The sequence below is a fragment of the Mesorhizobium sp. LNJC405B00 genome (assembly GCF_000502615.1).
In the GTDB taxonomy this organism is placed as follows: Bacteria; Pseudomonadota; Alphaproteobacteria; order Rhizobiales; family Rhizobiaceae; genus Mesorhizobium.
In genome coordinates this window covers 1-15,768 of record NZ_AYWC01000040.1, presented here as the reverse complement: position 1 = coordinate 15,768, position 15,768 = coordinate 1, and the positions used below count along the sequence as shown (strand labels likewise).

Here is a 15,768-nt window from a genome sequence, read left to right as displayed (position 1 = left end):
TGATTCGGGAGCAAACTAGATGAGGCAACAAACCAATTTTAGGGAGCAGTTCAGGCGAGGCAATGCGCCCCCGGCGTCGACATCAACCGCCTGGCCCTGGCGTCCCGGCGCACCAGCACGCGAACCTGCTTCTCGAAAGCTTGGAACTCGCGCAGTAGCACGGCATGCACAGAAAGCAGCGCCGCGGCCACCATCTTCAGGTTCGGATGGCCGGCAAAGCCGCGCGGTGTGGTCTTGCCGACCTTCAGCCCGAAGCCGCGCAAGATGCCGCGCACACTGTTCTCGACATCCCTCAGCTTCGATTGAATGAGCTTGCGCGCCATCAGCACCGCCCGCACCTCTTGCGCGGCCAGCGACTTGGCAATGCACCGGTCGGAACCAGCCAAGCCGCATCAGCTGCGCGATCCTACGCGCTCATTGCGGTCCGACTTCACCGGCATCGCCTTGAAGGCGTCGCGCACATGCCGCGTCTCCAGCAGCTCCACCGCCAATCCCGCTTGCCGCATTGCCGCATAGAGCCATTGCGACAGCGGCCCGGCTTCCAGGCCGATCGGAACCAGAGGGAGGCCGAGCGAAGCAAACCATGCAATCAACGCCTCCGGCTAGCTTGCCACTTTGCTCTTGAAGATCACCCAGCCGCCGGCGCCGTTCCATGTCACGCCGCGCGGATTCATCGGTCCCCAACTGCTGGCGACAATCCTGTACGACAAGTTCGGCATGCATGCTCCACTCAACCGCCAGAGCGCGCGCTTCAAGGCGCTGGCCGATCAGGTCGGCCACGGAACCTTCGCCGTCATGCCGCTCTTCCAGCTGATCGAGCGCCATGTGCTCGCGGCCGAGCGCCTTCATGGCGACGACACCACCATTCGCATCCTGGCGAAGGGCAAGTGCGCGACCGGGCGCATATGGACCTATACGCGCGATTATGCGCACCCGATGATTTGCGCAGCTCACCGGGACATTTATCCAGTTTTCTTCGGCAGATCAGTGAGATGGTGGCCGGCATTCAAACTAGGCGCTGCGCATAATTTTTAAAGGCTCAACAGGAACTGCATGAGCTGGTCCTGCGGTCGATACCGGCTTTGACTGGCCGTCATGGGCTGCAGCCGGTTGAGCGTACGCTCCTTCATGGCGAGATCCGCCTGAAGGTACATGTGCGTCGTGGCGGGGCTCTCATGACCCAGCCATAGGGCAATGACGCTGATGTCGACGCCGGACTGCAGAAGATGCATTGCCGTGGTATGGCGGATGGTGTGAGCCGAAATCGAGCGACGCGCGAGTTGCGGGTAACGTTCCGCGGCGGCCGAGACCGCAAGTTCAAGGCGCTGGGTGACGTTCGAACGCGCCATGCATCCGCCGCCTCTGTTCGGAAACAGGAAGTTCTCCTCGCCCCCATAGTCCAACCGGCGCTTCCAGTTGCGGATCAGGTTGGCGGTCGTCCGCCAGAGCGGCACGCTGCGATCTTTGCGCCCCTTTCCATGCAGGTGCGCGACCGCCGAGCCATCGACGGCGACCTCGCCGACGCGCAGGCCGATGGCTTCAGACACGCGGGCGCCGGTGTTGTACATCAGACTGAACAGTGCGCGATCCCGCTCACCTGCCCATGTCCGCGCATCCGGCGCCTCAAGGATCGCCTGCATCTCCTCGCGTGACAAAAATCCCAGGACCGGCCGGTCGAACCATTTCATCGGAATGGCCAGCACCTGTTCGATGACGGGGAGCGCGGTCAGATCGTAGTGGGCGGCATACTTAAGGAAAGAGCGAAGTGCCGCCAGGCGGGCGTTGCGAGTACGGGCGCCGTTGCTCCGCTCCTTCTCCAAAGTCTCGAGGAAGCTCAGGATCAACTGCGCATCGAGGTCGGCCAGGGTCAGCCGGGTGGGCGCCTTTCCAATCGTCGCCTCGGCGAAGTCAAGCAACAATCGGAAGGTATCGCGGTAGGCGGCGATGGTGCGCGAACTGACGGCTCGCTGATTGCCCAGATGCTCGACGAAAAAGCGTTGCAGCAGGATGGGGAAGGACGATGCCAGCTTGGGGTCAGTCATGATGACCCCCTCCAACCGTAGAGGCGAACAGCTCGAACCGTTTGCCAGCGACCGCCATGAGTTCCGGGACGCCGGTCAAATACCAATAAGTATCGGAGATCTTGGCGTGGCCGACATAGGTCGAGAGCGCCGCCATGGCGTTGTCGATATCGGCGCCATGCTCGTGCCAGAGCTGGATACGGCGGCAAATGAAGGTGTGGCGCAGGTCGTGGATACGCACCTTGCCATGGCCGCCCCGCGCGGTCCAACCAAGGTTGGTGCGAAGCTTCTGGAAAACCTTATTGATCCTCCGCTCCGCGATGAATCCACCCGCCGGAGACAGGAACAGCGGTGAGTCCTCGGTGAGTGCACCAGGACGCGCCCGAACCGCCAGATAGCGCCGTAGCTTGGCTACGACGGTGGCGTGTATGGGCACATGCCTGGATTTGCGGAACTTCGTGTTCCGAACCGTAAGGAACGCTCCATCGAGATTGACATCGCTGCAGCGCAGGTGAAGTGCTTCTGACCGGCGCAGACCCGTAGCGGCGATCAGCCCAAAGATCGTCGCGTAGGTTGCCGGCCGCAACCCGCCCTTAGGGGCGAGGCGCGAAGCGGCGGTCACAAGGTCGCAGATCTCCTGCTCCGAATAGACGTGCGGTGCGAGGCGGCGATGTGAACGACCAAAGGTCGCGGTTTGTGGGAACTCGGTACCGGGATCGAGCCGGGCAAGATAAGCAGGAGTCCGTCCATAAATCGGCCGGATCAGCCGATTATCCTGAGAAATGCCGCGCGCAACGGCCAAGCAGCGCTCTCCGGCGCTCAAAAACGGCCGATGCCCCCCACCCGATATCTATACGCCTTCTCTGCAGAGGCCTCTGAACGGGATCACCCATTACGATGGGGAGGTCGATCACGCCTTGCCGCCAACCCGGAAAGAGGATGGGAGCCACTCTTCGAAATCCGGATCTACGTTCGGAAACCGGCCGGAATACTCGATCAGGCTGCCCTGAGGTTCCCGGCGGAAAGCAACGTATACGACCCGACGGCCAGTCACCTGGCATGACAGTTGCCATCTCTCGGCGTTGGCGTCTACGCGCCGACCGTCGTCGGGCTGACGCCGCCGCTTGAGCGTTCGGACGGTGAGAGACCCAGAGATGCCGAAGCTCGATGTGCCATCCGGCTATGCTGATAACCTCTTTCTGAAACCCTCGACCGTCGACGCGCCGCACTCAACCCAATCCAGCGCCTTAGTGCCCTGCCGGTGGGGAGGCACACCGGCAGGGCGCGCCGCGCACAGATCTCGGTCGCGTGACAACCGGACTGCGGCGGCGGTTCTGCTTGCTGGCAATCCTCTTTTCCCCCTCTGCGCCGGCAACCGTCTCTTCCATGACGGCATTGATGCGTGGATTCACCTCGTCGTAGGCTCCAGGGGTCAATTCGCCGGCTCACACGAGAGTGGCCAACCGGTGGCATTATAGTTGACGTATTCACTTAACCTCATCGCGGCTATGCTTCTCCTTTTGATGGTATCGGCGGCACGGTAAGGCTCGGCTTTCATGGGCAGGCGACCTATCAAATTGTCAAGCGCCCCCGAATCAGGTCGGCCGCCCTTTCAGCAACCACGATGGCCGTAGCATTCATACCGCCTGAAACTGGACTGGGAAGAACTGAATTATCAACGACCCTCAATCCAGACACACCACGTACGCGAAGCTGTGTGTCAGTCACATTCAAATCGCTCGAACCCATTCGACATGTTCCAGTATAATGGGCTGCAGTCGACCCAGCACGTCGAGCAAAGTCATAAAGTTCGTCGTCCGTGACGAACTCTTTACCTGGGGTGATTTCACGGACGCTCCATTTTTTTAGAGCATCCATCTGAAATACTTTCCGAGCGGCGCGCAGCCCCACGAGCAGGCGAGGCCAATCGGTCGGAGCGCTAAGATAGTTCGGATTTATCGCGGGCCTATCATTTGGGTCGGAGGAGCGGGCGAGAACGGTTCCAACGCTATCGGGGCAGGATAGCCACACGCCGATCGTCATTCCGCCCGAACGTTCAAGCTTGCCAGGCACCGCTGCCGAGAAACTGACTGGCGCGAACATCAGCTGCAAATCCGAAAACTTGGCTGCTGGCGAGCTTTTGCAATAGAGGGCGGCCATACTCGCGCCTAAGGTCAACAAGCCTCTATTCGCAATGGCATATTTCCAGCTCTCTAGGGCTATGCTAGCGAAATTGTTCATTTCGTTGATGGTGAGTATTCCCTGGGTACGGTGAGAAACCCTAACCATGTACTGGTCGCGAAGATTCCTGCCTACGTTTGGTGAAGCGTGCGTAACCGGAACTCCAATTTCCTTTAGGTGCGACGGGTCGCCAATGCCGCTGAGTTGAAGAAGGTGCGGTGACCGGATGGAGCCGCAAGATACGATCACCTCTCGCCTAACCTTTACGCGCGTCCGATTGCCATCCCGGACAAACTCAACGCCTTCAATTTGCTTCCCAGAAGACAATATTCGGGTGCAGTAGGCGTTAGTTTCGACCCTTAGATTGCGACTCTTTTTTTGAGCCGGCCGAAGATATGCAGACGCCGTGCTCGCTCTAAACCGGCCGTTCCGATTTTGCTGGAAAAAGCTCGCACCGTCTCGGACAGATGCGTTCATATCCTCCACCTCGTCGTATCCTGCTTGACACGCCGCCCGAACAAAGTCTCGCGCCAGCGGGTGTATGGTCCGAAAAGGAGAAACGGTTACCGGGCCTGAGCTGCCGCGGTTCTCTGACTTGTCGCCTACGAAGGTTTCAGCCTTCTTGAAATACGGAAGTAACGCAGCATAGTTCCAACCTTCGCAATCCAGCTCATTTGCCCACCGGTCATACTCAGCAGCTTGGCCCCTTACAAACAAAATACCGTTGATCGAACTGCTCCCTCCAAGCCCCCTGCCGGCGGCAAACGTTATATTGCGATTGAAGGTCCTAGCCTCCGGCTCAGCGCTGTACATCCAGTTGAAACGGGGGCTTCGCAGTAGGTAAAAGTAGCCCGCTGGAATATGAATGAACGGGTGCCAGTCTCGGGGTCCAGCTTCGAGCAGCAGCACCCTCGAGGCGATTTCTTCCGACAGGCGAGCAGCGATCACACAGCCGGCCGAACCCGCACCAACGACGCAGTAGTCAGTTTCGAAATCCCATGAAGCGTCTACCATGCTTATATTCACCTTGATGACGTGAGGCTGAAGCGGTAACACGATATGGAACAGCATTCCAGCCGGAATGACCTTCCCGATAGACTTTTTTGAACTTGCCGGCCCGGTGCGATTCAGCGAGATCACTGCCGTTTTGCGGCGCCTCGCCACTTGCGCAACCGCCGTCTTAAGCGAAGCGTCTGCGAGACGCTCTCTCTTACTGCATCGCGCGCTAAAAGCGGCTGCGGCGCGGCTCCCGGTAACGATCTGACCCGCTTGTATATTCAGGAAGATCTCCTCGCGGGCAGAATCGCCATTTCCGATGCTACGATGATTGGAATATTAGAATCGGCGCCCGCTTTGAGGCATGGACCATCGCTACCCCGACATTCAGTATGACGACAAATGGTCGATCTGCCGTATAGCAAAGGTCTGAAGCCCCGGGGCTGCTTCTCATTGGTGCTACAGACAGTGATGTTAAGACCAAGCTGCTCGATCCGGCCTTAACCCTGTCTGCGGATACGTCAACCAAGAGACGCCCCAAGACTCCGTGCGTACTGTCCGCGGCCACGCCAGCTCGGCATATACCGCGATCGTCGTGGCCACGATCACCAGTCTGGACTACCGATTCGAAGCTGTGGACCGCTTTTAGGCAACACGGTGCTTTTCGAACATCGGCCGGTCGAAAGTAGTGGATGCGCCCGGTGTATCGGGCACGTTGAAAACGCCGTTCCGGATGTCGGCCGGCTCCTGAAAGAGCTCCTGCAGCCACGGGATGCATTCGATCATTGGGCTCGCGGCGTGACCGGCGCCGAGATGTTGGTGGACGCGCATCATATCGGCATGGTGCGGCACCACCGGAACGTGGTGCGCCAGAGCAATCTCGGCCACCGCCAGCCATTCGGTTATCCCGGCCACACGGGTGCAATCGACCTGCGCGTAGCCGATGCCTGCGCGCCCGATGAACTCGCGGAACTGCGTGCGCGTGTAGACGTGCTCGCCAAGAGCGATCGGAATCCGCGTTGCCTTTGCAAGCAAGGCGTGACCCTCAACGTCGTCTGGATCGAGCGGTTCTTCCAGCCATCCAGGGGCAAATTCCTCGAACCGCGGCGCCCAGCCTAGCGCCGTCGTGCGGTCCCATTTCTGGTTGACGTCGATCATCAGATCAACGTTATCGCCCAACGCCTTGCGTACCGCACCGACGCGGGCGACATCGACCCGCGGATCCGGCCCCCCGATCTTCATTTTAACACCGACATAGCCTTGCTCGAGTAATGCCTGCATTTCGTCTACGAGCCGGGGCACTCCGAAATTCAGCCATCCGCCGTCAGTGTTGTACGACTTGATCGCCCCGGGTTTATGCCCTCCGATGAGCTTGTAAAGCGGCTGGCCCAAAAGTTTGCACTTCAGATCCCACAACGCGATGTCCACAGCGGCGATCGCCATGTGCGCGATGCCGGAGCGACCAACCCAATGCGAGTCCGACCAGTAGAGCTTTTCCCAGAGCCTCTGGGTGTCCATCGGATTCTCGCCGATCAAAAGCGGCGTGTAGATATCGTCGATAATCGATTTGATCGCCCTATCGCCGAAGCTGAGAGTCGAAGTATAGCCCCAGCCCTCGACTCCGTCCTTGGTGCGCACAATAACACCGGGCAGGCCCCAAGTCGTCGCCGTGTTGAAGCTGTCCGCGACAAAACGCGGAATCGGAGCGTGTACGATGAAGCTTTCTACGGACGCTATCTTCATTGGCATCATCCTTGGGTCTCTGGCTTCGGCCGGGTTTCTTCAGTGTAGGGCGGATTCATCGTGTAGCCGCGGCCGGCGTGATCGAAGCCGCCTAGCATAGCGTCGCCCGCCACTCCTTTAGGAGGACATGCGTAATAGGCGCGGATTTCCTTGATGCGACCCTGCTCGTCGAACTCGAACCATTCGTCGCCGCGGAGATAGGTGTCGTCGTTGGTCTTCCAGTGCGTCCATTCCAGTACCGCGCGTCGATGTGCCGGATCCAGGATCAGCGTCTCAATGGTCCATTGAGAGCCCATCTTAGCGACCGCTTCGATCCAGCCATCGGCGATAGCCTGCGCTCCGCGAAACGGCCCCTGCGGCGCCCCGGCGGGGAAATAATGCGTGGCTTCGGGAGCCATCGTGCTCTTCATCATGGCGCCGTCCGCGCGATTACAGCCGTCGTAGTAGCGGCGAATCGTGGCTTCCATGCTGGCTGCGGTCAAAGGAGTTGTCATGGCGTTACTGTCGGTTCTCCGGTGAAGTTCAGTGTGACGGTGCCCAGGTGCTCGATCTCGGCGCGAGCCGTTTTGCACCCGGCTATTCGATGCGAGCGCGTCGCGGTGCCGGGCAGGAGCACCTGGCCCGCATTTAGACCAACACCATGCCGACCGAGCGCATTCGCCAGCCAAGCAATTCCTTCGGCAGGATGGCCGAGAATAGCCGAGGTGCTGCCGGTCTCGACCGTTTGATCGTCAAGGATCAGCGCTGTTTCGAGGTCGGCCAAAGGTAACTCGGTAGGTCGCTTGCGAGCCTGCCCCAGCACCACGCGCGCGGACGAACCATTGTCGGCCACAGTATCCTGCAACCTGATATCCCAGTTGCGGATGCGGCTGTCGATCACCTCAAACGCGGGCACGATCCAATCGGTGGCCGCGATCACGTCGTCGCATGTCACGCCAGGGCCCCTCAATGGCCGGCCGAGCACGAAGGCCGGCTCTACCTCGATCTGCGGATCGATAAGGTACGATAAATCAAGTGTACCCCCTTCTTGAACAAACATCGTGTCGAACAGATGCCCGTAGTCGGGCTCGTCCACGTTGAACTTGATCTGCATGACGCGCGCTGTGAGACCAATCTTGTGGCCGTGAACCACCTCTCCCGCAGCTAGACGGGCCTCAGCATTAAGACGCTGGATTTCGTAGGCCTCGGTCACCGTCAGAGCCGGCACCTTCTCGGTCAAGCGCGTAATCGGCTGCCGGGCGGCCTCCGCATCGCGCAACTGTCGCGCCATATCAGCGATTTTGATCGGTGAGTTCATGCTGTCGTCTCCTTGCGCACATTGGTTCCGGAGACCACCGCAGAGGCACCGTAAGCAAGCATGCGCCCGTCAAAACTCACACATTGCAGGCTGAAGCCCAGATCGAACCATGCGGCGCTCGCCTCCGGTCTGTCGATATAGACGCCCCGGACCAAGCTTTCGGGCAGTGCGTCGGCGAGCCGGGCCGCATGGTCGAGCAGGGCAGAGTCCTCGACCCCAATTCCCAATGACCCTGAGAGGTCGTGGGTGCCGACAAATATGCCGTCTATGCCGGCGACGCCGACAATCTCGGCGATAGCATCCAGCCCCTTGCGCCCCTCGATTTGCACGATCACTAGGGTTCGCTCGCCGATCGCCGCCTTCGACTGTCCCAGCGCGTCATGGCGGGTGAGCGGGCTGAAGCTACGGGCGCCCAGCGGCGGAAAGCGTGTCTCGGTTACAACAGCGCGGACGCGCTCAGCATTCTCTACATGCGGAACGAGAAGGCCGTTGGCTCCCGCCTCCAGGGCCTTGCCGATAAGTCCAACATCCTCGCCCCAGACACGGACAAATGCCGCCATTCCGCACATTTGCGCTGCGAGCACCAGCGGTTCCAAGCGGTCGAAGCCGAGCGTGGAATGCTCCATGTCGATCACCACGAAGTCGAAGCCAGCAAGCGCGACCGCGCGAATGGCGGCGATGCTGGGAATCTCAATGATGAAGGTGCCGACCGCCAATCCGGTCCGACTGCGCTCGAGGAGCTGCGGCCCCAGATCAGCGGCCGCCTTCAGCGAAGCTATCGTGCTAGCAGTTGCCATGTCTGAAAATTCAACTGATGAACTATTAAATCATTGTATGAACTTTACATAATCCCCATCTGCTCTGTCAAGCCAAAACGCAAACGGGTGCCAACGATCTTTCCGCTGTTGCCGCCGTGCGGTCGAACGGAGTAGAGCTTGTTGATTCTGGAGTACACGACATGGGCGTTCCGTTAGTCAGAGCATTGTCGCGCGGGCTTTCCGTGATCGAGATGATGGCGCGCGCCTCGGTTCCGCTCGGGCCGAGCGTGATCGCCGAGGCCACCGGGCTCGATCGGGCAACGACGTCGCGTTTGCTGCAAACGCTGATTGACGACGGCTATGTGCGCAAGACGAGCCACGGGAGCTATTCACTCACCTCCAAACTACTTGAGCTGTCTTCATCCAGCGGTATCGCCCTGGGGCTGCGAGAAATTGCTCGGCCGTTCATGCGCGAGCTGCGCGACATGTATGAAGAGAGCGTTCACCTCGGAATCGTGGAGACCGATCGTGTTGTTTACATCGAAAAGCTGGAGCCGACCCACCAGCGCATCGCTCTAATCACGTCCGTCGGACAGACAATGCCGGTACATTCGACCTCACTAGGGAAAGCGATCCTGGCCCAGATGACGCCCGCCGGCAGAAATGCAGTTCTCGATCGAATCAGATTTGAGCCTAGGACCAAATCGACGATCGCGACACGCGATGCGTTCTTGGTAGAACTCGAAAAAACACGAGCGCGCGGTTACGCGGTGGATCACGGCGAGAATCTACCCGACGCGTCGTGCGTGGCTGCACCCATACACAATAAGTCCGGCGATGTTGTCGCAGCACTGAGTATCTCCTCGCCGACATTTAGGATAGCTGATAGTTTTGAAGAGATCGGTCCGGTGGTCCGTTCGGTCGCCGATAGAATCAGTTCCGCACTGGCCGCCATCTAGGGTCAGGACCCATCAATTTGTTGAGTTGATATCTGTTGGGTGATTCAAGGTGGCAGGAGGTGCCGCCTTGAGTGATTTGCTGATGTTGACGCCGGAGCAGATGCGCCGGATCGAGCCCTATTTTCCTTTGTCGCATGGTGTGCCGCGTGTAGATGACCGCCGGGTGCTGAGCGGCATCCTGTTCGTGATCCGCAATGGTCTTCGCTGGCGAGATGTCCCTTCCGACTACGGCCCGCACAAGACTATCTACAACCGCTTCATCCGCTGGAGTCGGCTGGGTGTGTTCAACCGCATCCTGGCGGAACTGGCCGCGCAGGGCGGCGAAACGGACAATCTGATGATCGATGCCACCCATCTCAAAGCGCATCGCACTGCCGCCAGCCTCCTTAAAAAGGGGCTCTATCCCGATGTATCGGACGCAGCCGAGGCGGACTGACCACCAAGCTGCAAGTGGTCTGTGACGGCAAGGGACGTCCGCGGCTGCTGCATCTGAGCGAAGGGCAGGCCAATGATCACAAGACTGCTGCGGCAGTGATCGAGGATTTGCCCGCCGCCAACGCCCTGCTCGCCGATCGGGCCTACAGTTCAGCGGCCTTCCGCCAGGCGCTCGTCGAGCGCGGTATCACGCCATGCATCCCACCCCATGCCAAGCATCGTGTTCAGCACAGCTACGATCCTGTCCTATACCGACAACGCCACAGGATCGAGAACATGTTCGCACGCCTCAAAGACTGGCGACGCGTCCACACCAGATACGACCGATGTGCTCACACCTTCCTGTCGGCGATCGCCTTCGCTGCAGCCTTCATCTTCTGGATCAATGAGTCCTGACCCTAGACGTCATGTTCCGAGGCCTGAGATCGGTGGCCCGCCCTTTCGTGCGATTAAGAGACGAGGGTTGCTCGGATAGGCCGAGCCGATCCTCACGCACGGAGGACGAGCCATGGGAGAGTATAGCGAAGCATTTGTCGCGTTTGATGTAGCCAAGAAGAAGCATGCGGTGGCGATCGCAGCGGGCGGCCGCACGGGCGAAGTCCGGTTTCTCGGTGAGGTCGAGAATAGGCCGGCTGCGATAGAGCGGACGATCAAGAAGCTGGGAAAAAGGTACGATCGACTGCACGTCTGCTTCGAGGCCGGACCGACTGGTTACGGACTTTGCCGTCAGGTCCGCGATCTTGGTCACGACTGCATGGTGGTTGCGCCCGCCCTGATTCCGAAGCGGTCGGGCGAGCGCATCAAGACGAACCGAAGGGACGCGGTCACTCTGGCGCGGCTGCATCGGGCGGGCGAACTGACCGGAGTGTGGGTACCGGACGTCGTCCACGAGGCTGTCCGCGATTTGGTGCGGGCTCGGGAATCCGGAGCCGACGACCTGCGCCGCAAACGCCAGCAGCTGCTCTCCTTCCTTCTGCGCCATGGTCGGATCTACGAGGGCGGCGGTCATTGGACATTGGCGCACCGGCGCTGGCTTGCCCGCCAGAGCTTCGAGCATCCGGCGCAGCAGATCGTGTTCCAAGAGAAGATCGACGCGATCGAGGACGCGGTTCAGCGGCTACGCCGCTTGGACGAGCAGCTGAGCGCCGTCGTGCCCACCTGGTCCATGGCGCGGGTCGTCGAGGCCTATCAGGCGATGCGCGGTGCCTCGTTCCTGGTCGCAGTAATCTTCGCGGCCGAGATCGGGGATGTGCGCCGCTTCGATACACCGCCGCAGTTGATGGCCTTCCTCGGCCTGGTTCCGGGGGAGCGTTCGACCGGCGACACGGTCCGCAGGTCGAGCCTTACACTCGCCGGCAATCGACGCGCCCGCCGCGCCTTGGTCGAAGCGGCCTGGACTTACCGCTATCCCGCCAGGGTCAGCGAGGCCCTGAGGCTCCGGCTCGAGGGGTTACCCAAAGCTGTCCGCGACATCGCCTGGAAGGCGCAGGTCCGGCTCTGCGCTCGCTATCGTCGCCTCAACGCCGCCGGCAAGAAGCCACCGGTGGTCGTGGCCGCGATCGCGCGCGAGATGGCCGCCTTCCTGTGGGCCATTGGGCAGGAGGTCGAACCGTCATAGACGAGTCTCGACCCAGCCCGCTGCACAGGGCCGGGGGTGGGGCCACGGTGGGGAACTCCCGTCGCTAGTTATGTGGCCGAGCCAATCCGCCCGACGCCCGCCCTCTAGACCGAGGACAGCCCCGAGACGAAGACACGGAAGGCGGTATCCAACCCGCGGATGAGAGTCTGATCAACCGTCGTCTCTGAGCTCCACCCCCGACCCTGTGCAGTTCCAGCCAATCCGACTGCTTTGCACACTCGCGCCAAGCAGTTGTTCCCTCTCGCCTTCAGCCTTGACAGGGAACATGAGAGACTAGCAGTACTTTGGCAGGTTTTCAGCGGCGGGCGAGTTTGGAATTCCAAGAGAGAGTTTGCGCGATGTCAATGGGCGCCGAAGTTTCCGCGAATGTGGGCATCCAATTTTCCCTAGCTGACAGGCGAATGGGCCCGGTGATCAGCCGGCATCTTGATCGTCGGATCTCGCTCCTGGCGGCCGGCCGCGTTTTTTCGGCGGCGGAGGCGGGTTGATGTGTGCTTTTGATCGAACGTGCTCGGGGACGAGATCGGCGTCCTGTCGAAGGCGGTAGCTTGGTCCCTCGATCTGGATAACGACGGGGTGGTGAAGCAGGCGATCAAGAAGTGCGGTTGCGACGACAGGGTCCCCGAAGACCTCGCGCCATTCTGCAAATCCGCGATTGGAGGTGAGGATCATGGCGCCCTTCTCGTAGCGGGCATTGACGAGCTGGAAGAAGAGGTTGCCGCCGCCAGCCACGACAGGGAGATAGCCGATCTCGTCGACGACGAGCAGCGAGGCGCGGCATAGATAGCGGATACGCTCGCGCAGCTGCCCCTCGCGCTCGGCCTTGGCGAGCGAGGCGATGATGTCGGCGAGCGTGGAGAAGTAGACGCTCTTTGCGGCCTTCACGGCCTCGACGGCGAGCGCGGTCGCCAAATGGCTTTTGCCGGTGCCGGGCGGGCCGAGAAGATGGACTACCTCCGCGCGCTCGATGAACTTCAGTTCGGCCAGCGCCATGATGCGGTTTTTGTCGAGCGATGGCTGGAAAGCGAAGTCGAAGCCGGCGAGTGTCTTGACGGTGGTGAGGCGCGCCATCATCAGAGCAGCCTTGATGCGCCGACTTTCGCGTAGAGTTAGTTCTTCGACCAGAAGTTCGTCGAAGGCCTGGATGCCGTCGATCTCGCCCTGCTCAATGCGCCGCAGGGTCGCGTCGAGTGCTTCGAGCGCCCGTGGCATGCGCAGCCCGACCAGGCTCTTCCTGATGCTGTCGATCGTGGATGCGTGCATGGTCATGGCCGGCTCCCTTCGATCGCCAGTCGTTCGGCGACGGCCTGATAGAAGTCGAGCGAGCGCCGGGCGACATGGTCGCCGAGACGGCCGACGATGATATCCGGGGCGCTCTTCCTCGCCGCATGGCGAGCTGCCCCCTGACGATGAGCCGGATCGATCCGATATTGGCGACGCCCCTCGAGCACAGGATGGCTGGCAACCAGCCTGCCTTCGTCCAGGATGCGGATGCAGTCGGCAAGCTGGTGAACCTCGACAAGGCGCCGGGTGCGATCGGGAACGCTATAGTAGTTGCCGCCGATCGAGACGAGACCATCATGGCTGACGCGACGCTCCAGCTTGAGAAGCGCGTCGAAGGGAACGGCCGGGAGAGATTGAAGTTCCGGCTGCTCCGCCGCGAAGGCTTCACTGACGATGCGTTGCGTGGTGCCATGCAGGCGAGCATTGGCGACGGTGTCGAGCCAATCTTGCAATTGCTCGTTCAGGTCGTCGAGATTGCGGAAGCTGCGGGCCAGGAAGAAGTCCTCGCGGATATAGCGGAATGGTCGCTCGACTTTGCCCTTGGTTTGGCGCGATACGGCCGGCAGGCTCTGGGCTGGAAGCCAAAGTGCTTGGCCAGCGCCAGCAGCGAACGATTGTAGATGATGTGGCCTTTCGTTATCTTCGCCGGTAACCGCCGTCTTCATCCTGTCGTAGAGGATCTCGATCGGCACTCCTCCAATGGCGTCGAAAGCCTGCATATGACAGCGCAGCAGCGTCTGCAGGTCCTGGTGCATGACGTAGCGGGCGAAGATGTAACGCGAGTGGCCAAGCACAGCGAGAACAGCCAGACGATGCGCATCACGCCCGGCGTGTCGGTGAACTCGGTGACGAAGCGCGCGAAGTCGACCTGTGCTTGAGATCCGGCCGGAGTCTCGAAGCGCACCTCGAAGGGACGCACCTGCTCCTGTGGCCGGACCGCGGCCACGAAGCGCTTCACGGCGGTGTAGGCGCCATCATAGCCGCGCTCACGAATCTCGCGCGTTAGGCGCACGGCGCTCAGATCGGGAAAGGTCGAGACCCGTTCGCGCAGATAGTCGACAAACGGCGCGATCTTGTCTGGCCGCCCCGCCTGCCGCGGGCCACAGGCGGGGAGTTCGAGCCCGCGCTCGATGTATTTGCGGACTGTCTTGGGATCGCGCCCCGTTCGCCGGGCGATCGCAGTCACGGACAGGCCCTGACGGTGTAGATCCAATATCATCAGAAGTTCTCCAAGTTGGACCACCAGCGCCGCTCCCGTCCCGCAAAGGTCGGGACGGACTATCGACACCGGGGCGAAAGCCGCCAGTTCCGGGACGCGTCCCGGAACTGGCGGCAGCAGCGCCAACTAGGGAATTTTCGATGCCCACAATCAGGGACTATTCATCGCCCGATGACAGCGCGATTCCTGGGAGGTCAGCTTGGGGAGGGCCGATCAATGCATGTGGACTGGCAAGGCGATCTCGAGCATAGGCTTCAACCGTTTTTGGCAGGTCTCTCGCATCCAGCTCGGCGCCGGATGTGTGTCCCCTGTACATTGCCGGCCTGATCGGGCCGGGCGACCGTAAGAGCGTACAACCATGGCCGCGCGAGCGGGCGATGTCGGCTACGATCAGCTTCACCATTTTGTCGCGGCAGGGGTTTGGGACAGCACTCCGCTCGCGGCCGCCCTGCTGAAGGAGGCAGATCGCCTAGTCGGCGATAAGGCGGGTTTTCTCATCATTGACGACACAGCGTTACCGAAGACGGGACCATTCGGTTGGTGTCGCGCCTCTATACGCTTCCTCGCTTGGCAAGACGTCCAATTGCCAGTCACTGGTGTCCGTGACTCCGGCCTCGCGCGAAGTGCCGGTGATGGTGGGCCTTTGGCTGTTCCTGCCCCACACTTGAACGAATGATCTCGAGCGGACAATGCGGGCCGAGTCCCGAAGGACCGGAAGGTCGCTCTGACAAAGCCGGAGATCGCCATCGAAGAGATCGATCGTGTCATCGCCTCCGGCGCGCGTTTCGGCTGCGTGCTTGCCGAGCGGGCTACGGGTCGAGCAGCTCTTTTCGTCAGGCTTTGAGTGAGCGCCGTCTGTGTGGGCTGTAGGACTATCGCGCCAAAACGTCTATCCGGTTGATGTCGATCTAGGTGTTTGATCCCGGGCTTTGATGGTGCAGTCTTCTCGCAGGAATGGAGGGATGCGCTATGGGCCAGGTTCTACACGAGAGCGCCACGACGACAGAGGCGATCCGTCGAGCGATACAAAATGGTCAAGAGAGCCTGAGGCCTCTGGCAAAGCGCTACGGGATCAACCAGAAGACCGTTGCCAAGTGGAAGAAGCGCAACTCGGTCGCCGACCTCGCGACCGGGCCGAAAGAACCGCATTCGTGGGTGCTCTCAACTTAAATGATGGCTGAAAGAAATTGATGAACAACCGCATCGAGGAATAAAGCTTGGCTAGCTCCCGTGTGG

Annotated in this window: 13 protein-coding genes and 4 pseudogenes; 6 read left to right on the top strand and 11 right to left on the bottom strand. The window is 60.7% G+C overall.

The features are described 5' to 3' along the window. Window positions 1-50: 50 nt before the first annotated feature. Together X756_RS1000000166885 and X756_RS1000000166880 are read right to left on the bottom strand one after the other, a co-directional pair. Entirely contained in the window at window positions 51-386 is a 336-nt protein-coding gene (locus tag X756_RS1000000166885) for a hypothetical protein (protein WP_023731848.1), read from the bottom strand. Window positions 387-392: 6 nt separating this feature from the next. Then, entirely contained in the window at window positions 393-593 is a 201-nt protein-coding gene (locus X756_RS1000000166880; protein WP_023731847.1) for a hypothetical protein, read from the bottom strand. 34 nt (window positions 594-627) lie between these two features. Here X756_RS1000000166880 and X756_RS0135980 point away from each other — a divergent pair. After that, window positions 628-1,035 (top strand): annotated as a pseudogene (locus X756_RS0135980) (transposase); the annotation flags it as partial. Here X756_RS0135980 and X756_RS136835 read toward each other — a convergent pair. The 7 genes from X756_RS136835 to X756_RS0135975 form a co-directional block, all read right to left on the bottom strand. Next, on the bottom strand, window positions 1,032-2,042 hold the full coding sequence (locus tag X756_RS136835) for a tyrosine-type recombinase/integrase (protein WP_023731845.1): 1,011 nt from the start codon (window positions 2,040-2,042) through the stop codon (window positions 1,032-1,034). The pseudogene X756_RS0135980 and the gene X756_RS136835 overlap by 4 nt on opposite strands. After that, window positions 2,035-2,823 carry a tyrosine-type recombinase/integrase gene (locus tag X756_RS136840; RefSeq protein ID WP_023731844.1) on the bottom strand — a complete coding sequence of 263 codons (789 nt, stop codon included), beginning with the start codon at window positions 2,821-2,823 and terminating at the stop codon, window positions 2,035-2,037. The genes X756_RS136835 and X756_RS136840 overlap by 8 nt, the downstream gene beginning before the upstream one ends. 770 nt (window positions 2,824-3,593) lie before the next feature. Then, complete coding sequence (locus X756_RS136845; protein ID WP_156941447.1) at window positions 3,594-5,342, bottom strand: GMC family oxidoreductase N-terminal domain-containing protein; 1,749 nt, start codon at window positions 5,340-5,342, stop codon at window positions 3,594-3,596. 501 nt (window positions 5,343-5,843) lie between these two features. Next, entirely contained in the window at window positions 5,844-6,941 is a 1,098-nt protein-coding gene (locus X756_RS136850) for a mandelate racemase/muconate lactonizing enzyme family protein (protein ID WP_031239729.1), read from the bottom strand. Between the two features lie 5 nt (window positions 6,942-6,946). Next, window positions 6,947-7,423: a nuclear transport factor 2 family protein gene (locus X756_RS136855; protein WP_023731841.1), complete on the bottom strand. Its 477-nt coding sequence runs from the start codon at window positions 7,421-7,423 to the stop codon at window positions 6,947-6,949. An 8-nt stretch (window positions 7,424-7,431) separates the two neighbouring features. Beyond that, a complete protein-coding gene (locus X756_RS136860) occupies window positions 7,432-8,238 on the bottom strand; it encodes a fumarylacetoacetate hydrolase family protein (RefSeq protein ID WP_023731840.1) in 807 nt (268 codons plus the stop codon). After that, on the bottom strand, window positions 8,235-9,035 hold the full coding sequence (locus X756_RS0135975; protein ID WP_023731839.1) for an aldolase/citrate lyase family protein: 801 nt from the start codon (window positions 9,033-9,035) through the stop codon (window positions 8,235-8,237). The genes X756_RS136860 and X756_RS0135975 overlap by 4 nt, the downstream gene beginning before the upstream one ends. Window positions 9,036-9,196: 161 nt before the next feature. Here X756_RS0135975 and X756_RS136865 point away from each other — a divergent pair, with 161 nt between their 5' ends. The 3 genes from X756_RS136865 to X756_RS136880 all read left to right on the top strand — a co-directional run bounded on the left by X756_RS136865 (window position 9,197) and on the right by X756_RS136880 (window position 12,008). Beyond that, a complete protein-coding gene (locus X756_RS136865) occupies window positions 9,197-9,955 on the top strand; it encodes an IclR family transcriptional regulator (protein WP_023731838.1) in 759 nt (252 codons plus the stop codon). A gap of 67 nt (window positions 9,956-10,022) precedes the next feature. Further along, window positions 10,023-10,786, top strand: a protein-coding gene (locus X756_RS1000000168405) for an IS5 family transposase (protein ID WP_156941446.1) whose coding sequence is annotated in 2 segments (ribosomal slippage) — window positions 10,023-10,362 and window positions 10,362-10,786 — 765 coding nt in all. Because the reading frame shifts where the segments join, the coding sequence is not laid out codon by codon here. 112 nt (window positions 10,787-10,898) lie between these two features. Continuing rightward, window positions 10,899-12,008, top strand: a complete 1,110-nt coding sequence (locus tag X756_RS136880) for an IS110 family transposase (protein WP_023731836.1) — start codon at window positions 10,899-10,901, stop codon at window positions 12,006-12,008. A gap of 435 nt (window positions 12,009-12,443) precedes the next feature. Here X756_RS136880 and istB read toward each other — a convergent pair whose 3' ends face one another. Together istB and istA are read right to left on the bottom strand one after the other, a co-directional pair. Continuing rightward, window positions 12,444-13,298, bottom strand: coding sequence for an IS21-like element helper ATPase IstB (gene istB / locus X756_RS136885; protein WP_023731835.1), 855 nt, complete (start codon window positions 13,296-13,298; stop codon window positions 12,444-12,446). Beyond that, a pseudogene (gene istA, locus X756_RS01000000166310) lies at window positions 13,295-14,556 on the bottom strand (IS21 family transposase). The gene istB and the pseudogene istA overlap by 4 nt, the downstream one beginning before the upstream one ends. Window positions 14,557-14,748: 192 nt before the next feature. On the opposite strand from istA, the pseudogene X756_RS1000000168400 reads away from it, so the two are divergent. Next, window positions 14,749-15,428 (top strand): annotated as a pseudogene (locus tag X756_RS1000000168400) (IS701 family transposase); the annotation flags it as partial. Between the two features lie 73 nt (window positions 15,429-15,501). Beyond that, window positions 15,502-15,684, top strand: a pseudogene (locus X756_RS136890) (helix-turn-helix domain-containing protein); the annotation flags it as partial. Window positions 15,685-15,768 lie beyond the last annotated feature (84 nt).

What these genes read in the sequence shown, in the direction of transcription:
- istB (WP_023731835.1), bottom strand. Translation starts at nt 13,298, where the DNA reads ATGACCATGCACGCATCCACGATCGACAGCATCAGGAAGAGCCTGGTC.
- X756_RS0135975 (WP_023731839.1), bottom strand. Translation starts at nt 9,035, where the DNA reads ATGGCAACTGCTAGCACGATAGCTTCGCTGAAGGCGGCCGCTGATCTG.
- X756_RS136880 (WP_023731836.1), top strand. Translation starts at nt 10,899, where the DNA reads ATGGGAGAGTATAGCGAAGCATTTGTCGCGTTTGATGTAGCCAAGAAG.
- X756_RS136865 (WP_023731838.1), top strand. Translation starts at nt 9,197, where the DNA reads ATGGGCGTTCCGTTAGTCAGAGCATTGTCGCGCGGGCTTTCCGTGATC.
- X756_RS136860 (WP_023731840.1), bottom strand. Translation starts at nt 8,238, where the DNA reads ATGAACTCACCGATCAAAATCGCTGATATGGCGCGACAGTTGCGCGAT.
- X756_RS136850 (WP_031239729.1), bottom strand. Translation starts at nt 6,941, where the DNA reads ATGAAGATAGCGTCCGTAGAAAGCTTCATCGTACACGCTCCGATTCCG.
- X756_RS136835 (WP_023731845.1), bottom strand. Translation starts at nt 2,042, where the DNA reads ATGACTGACCCCAAGCTGGCATCGTCCTTCCCCATCCTGCTGCAACGC.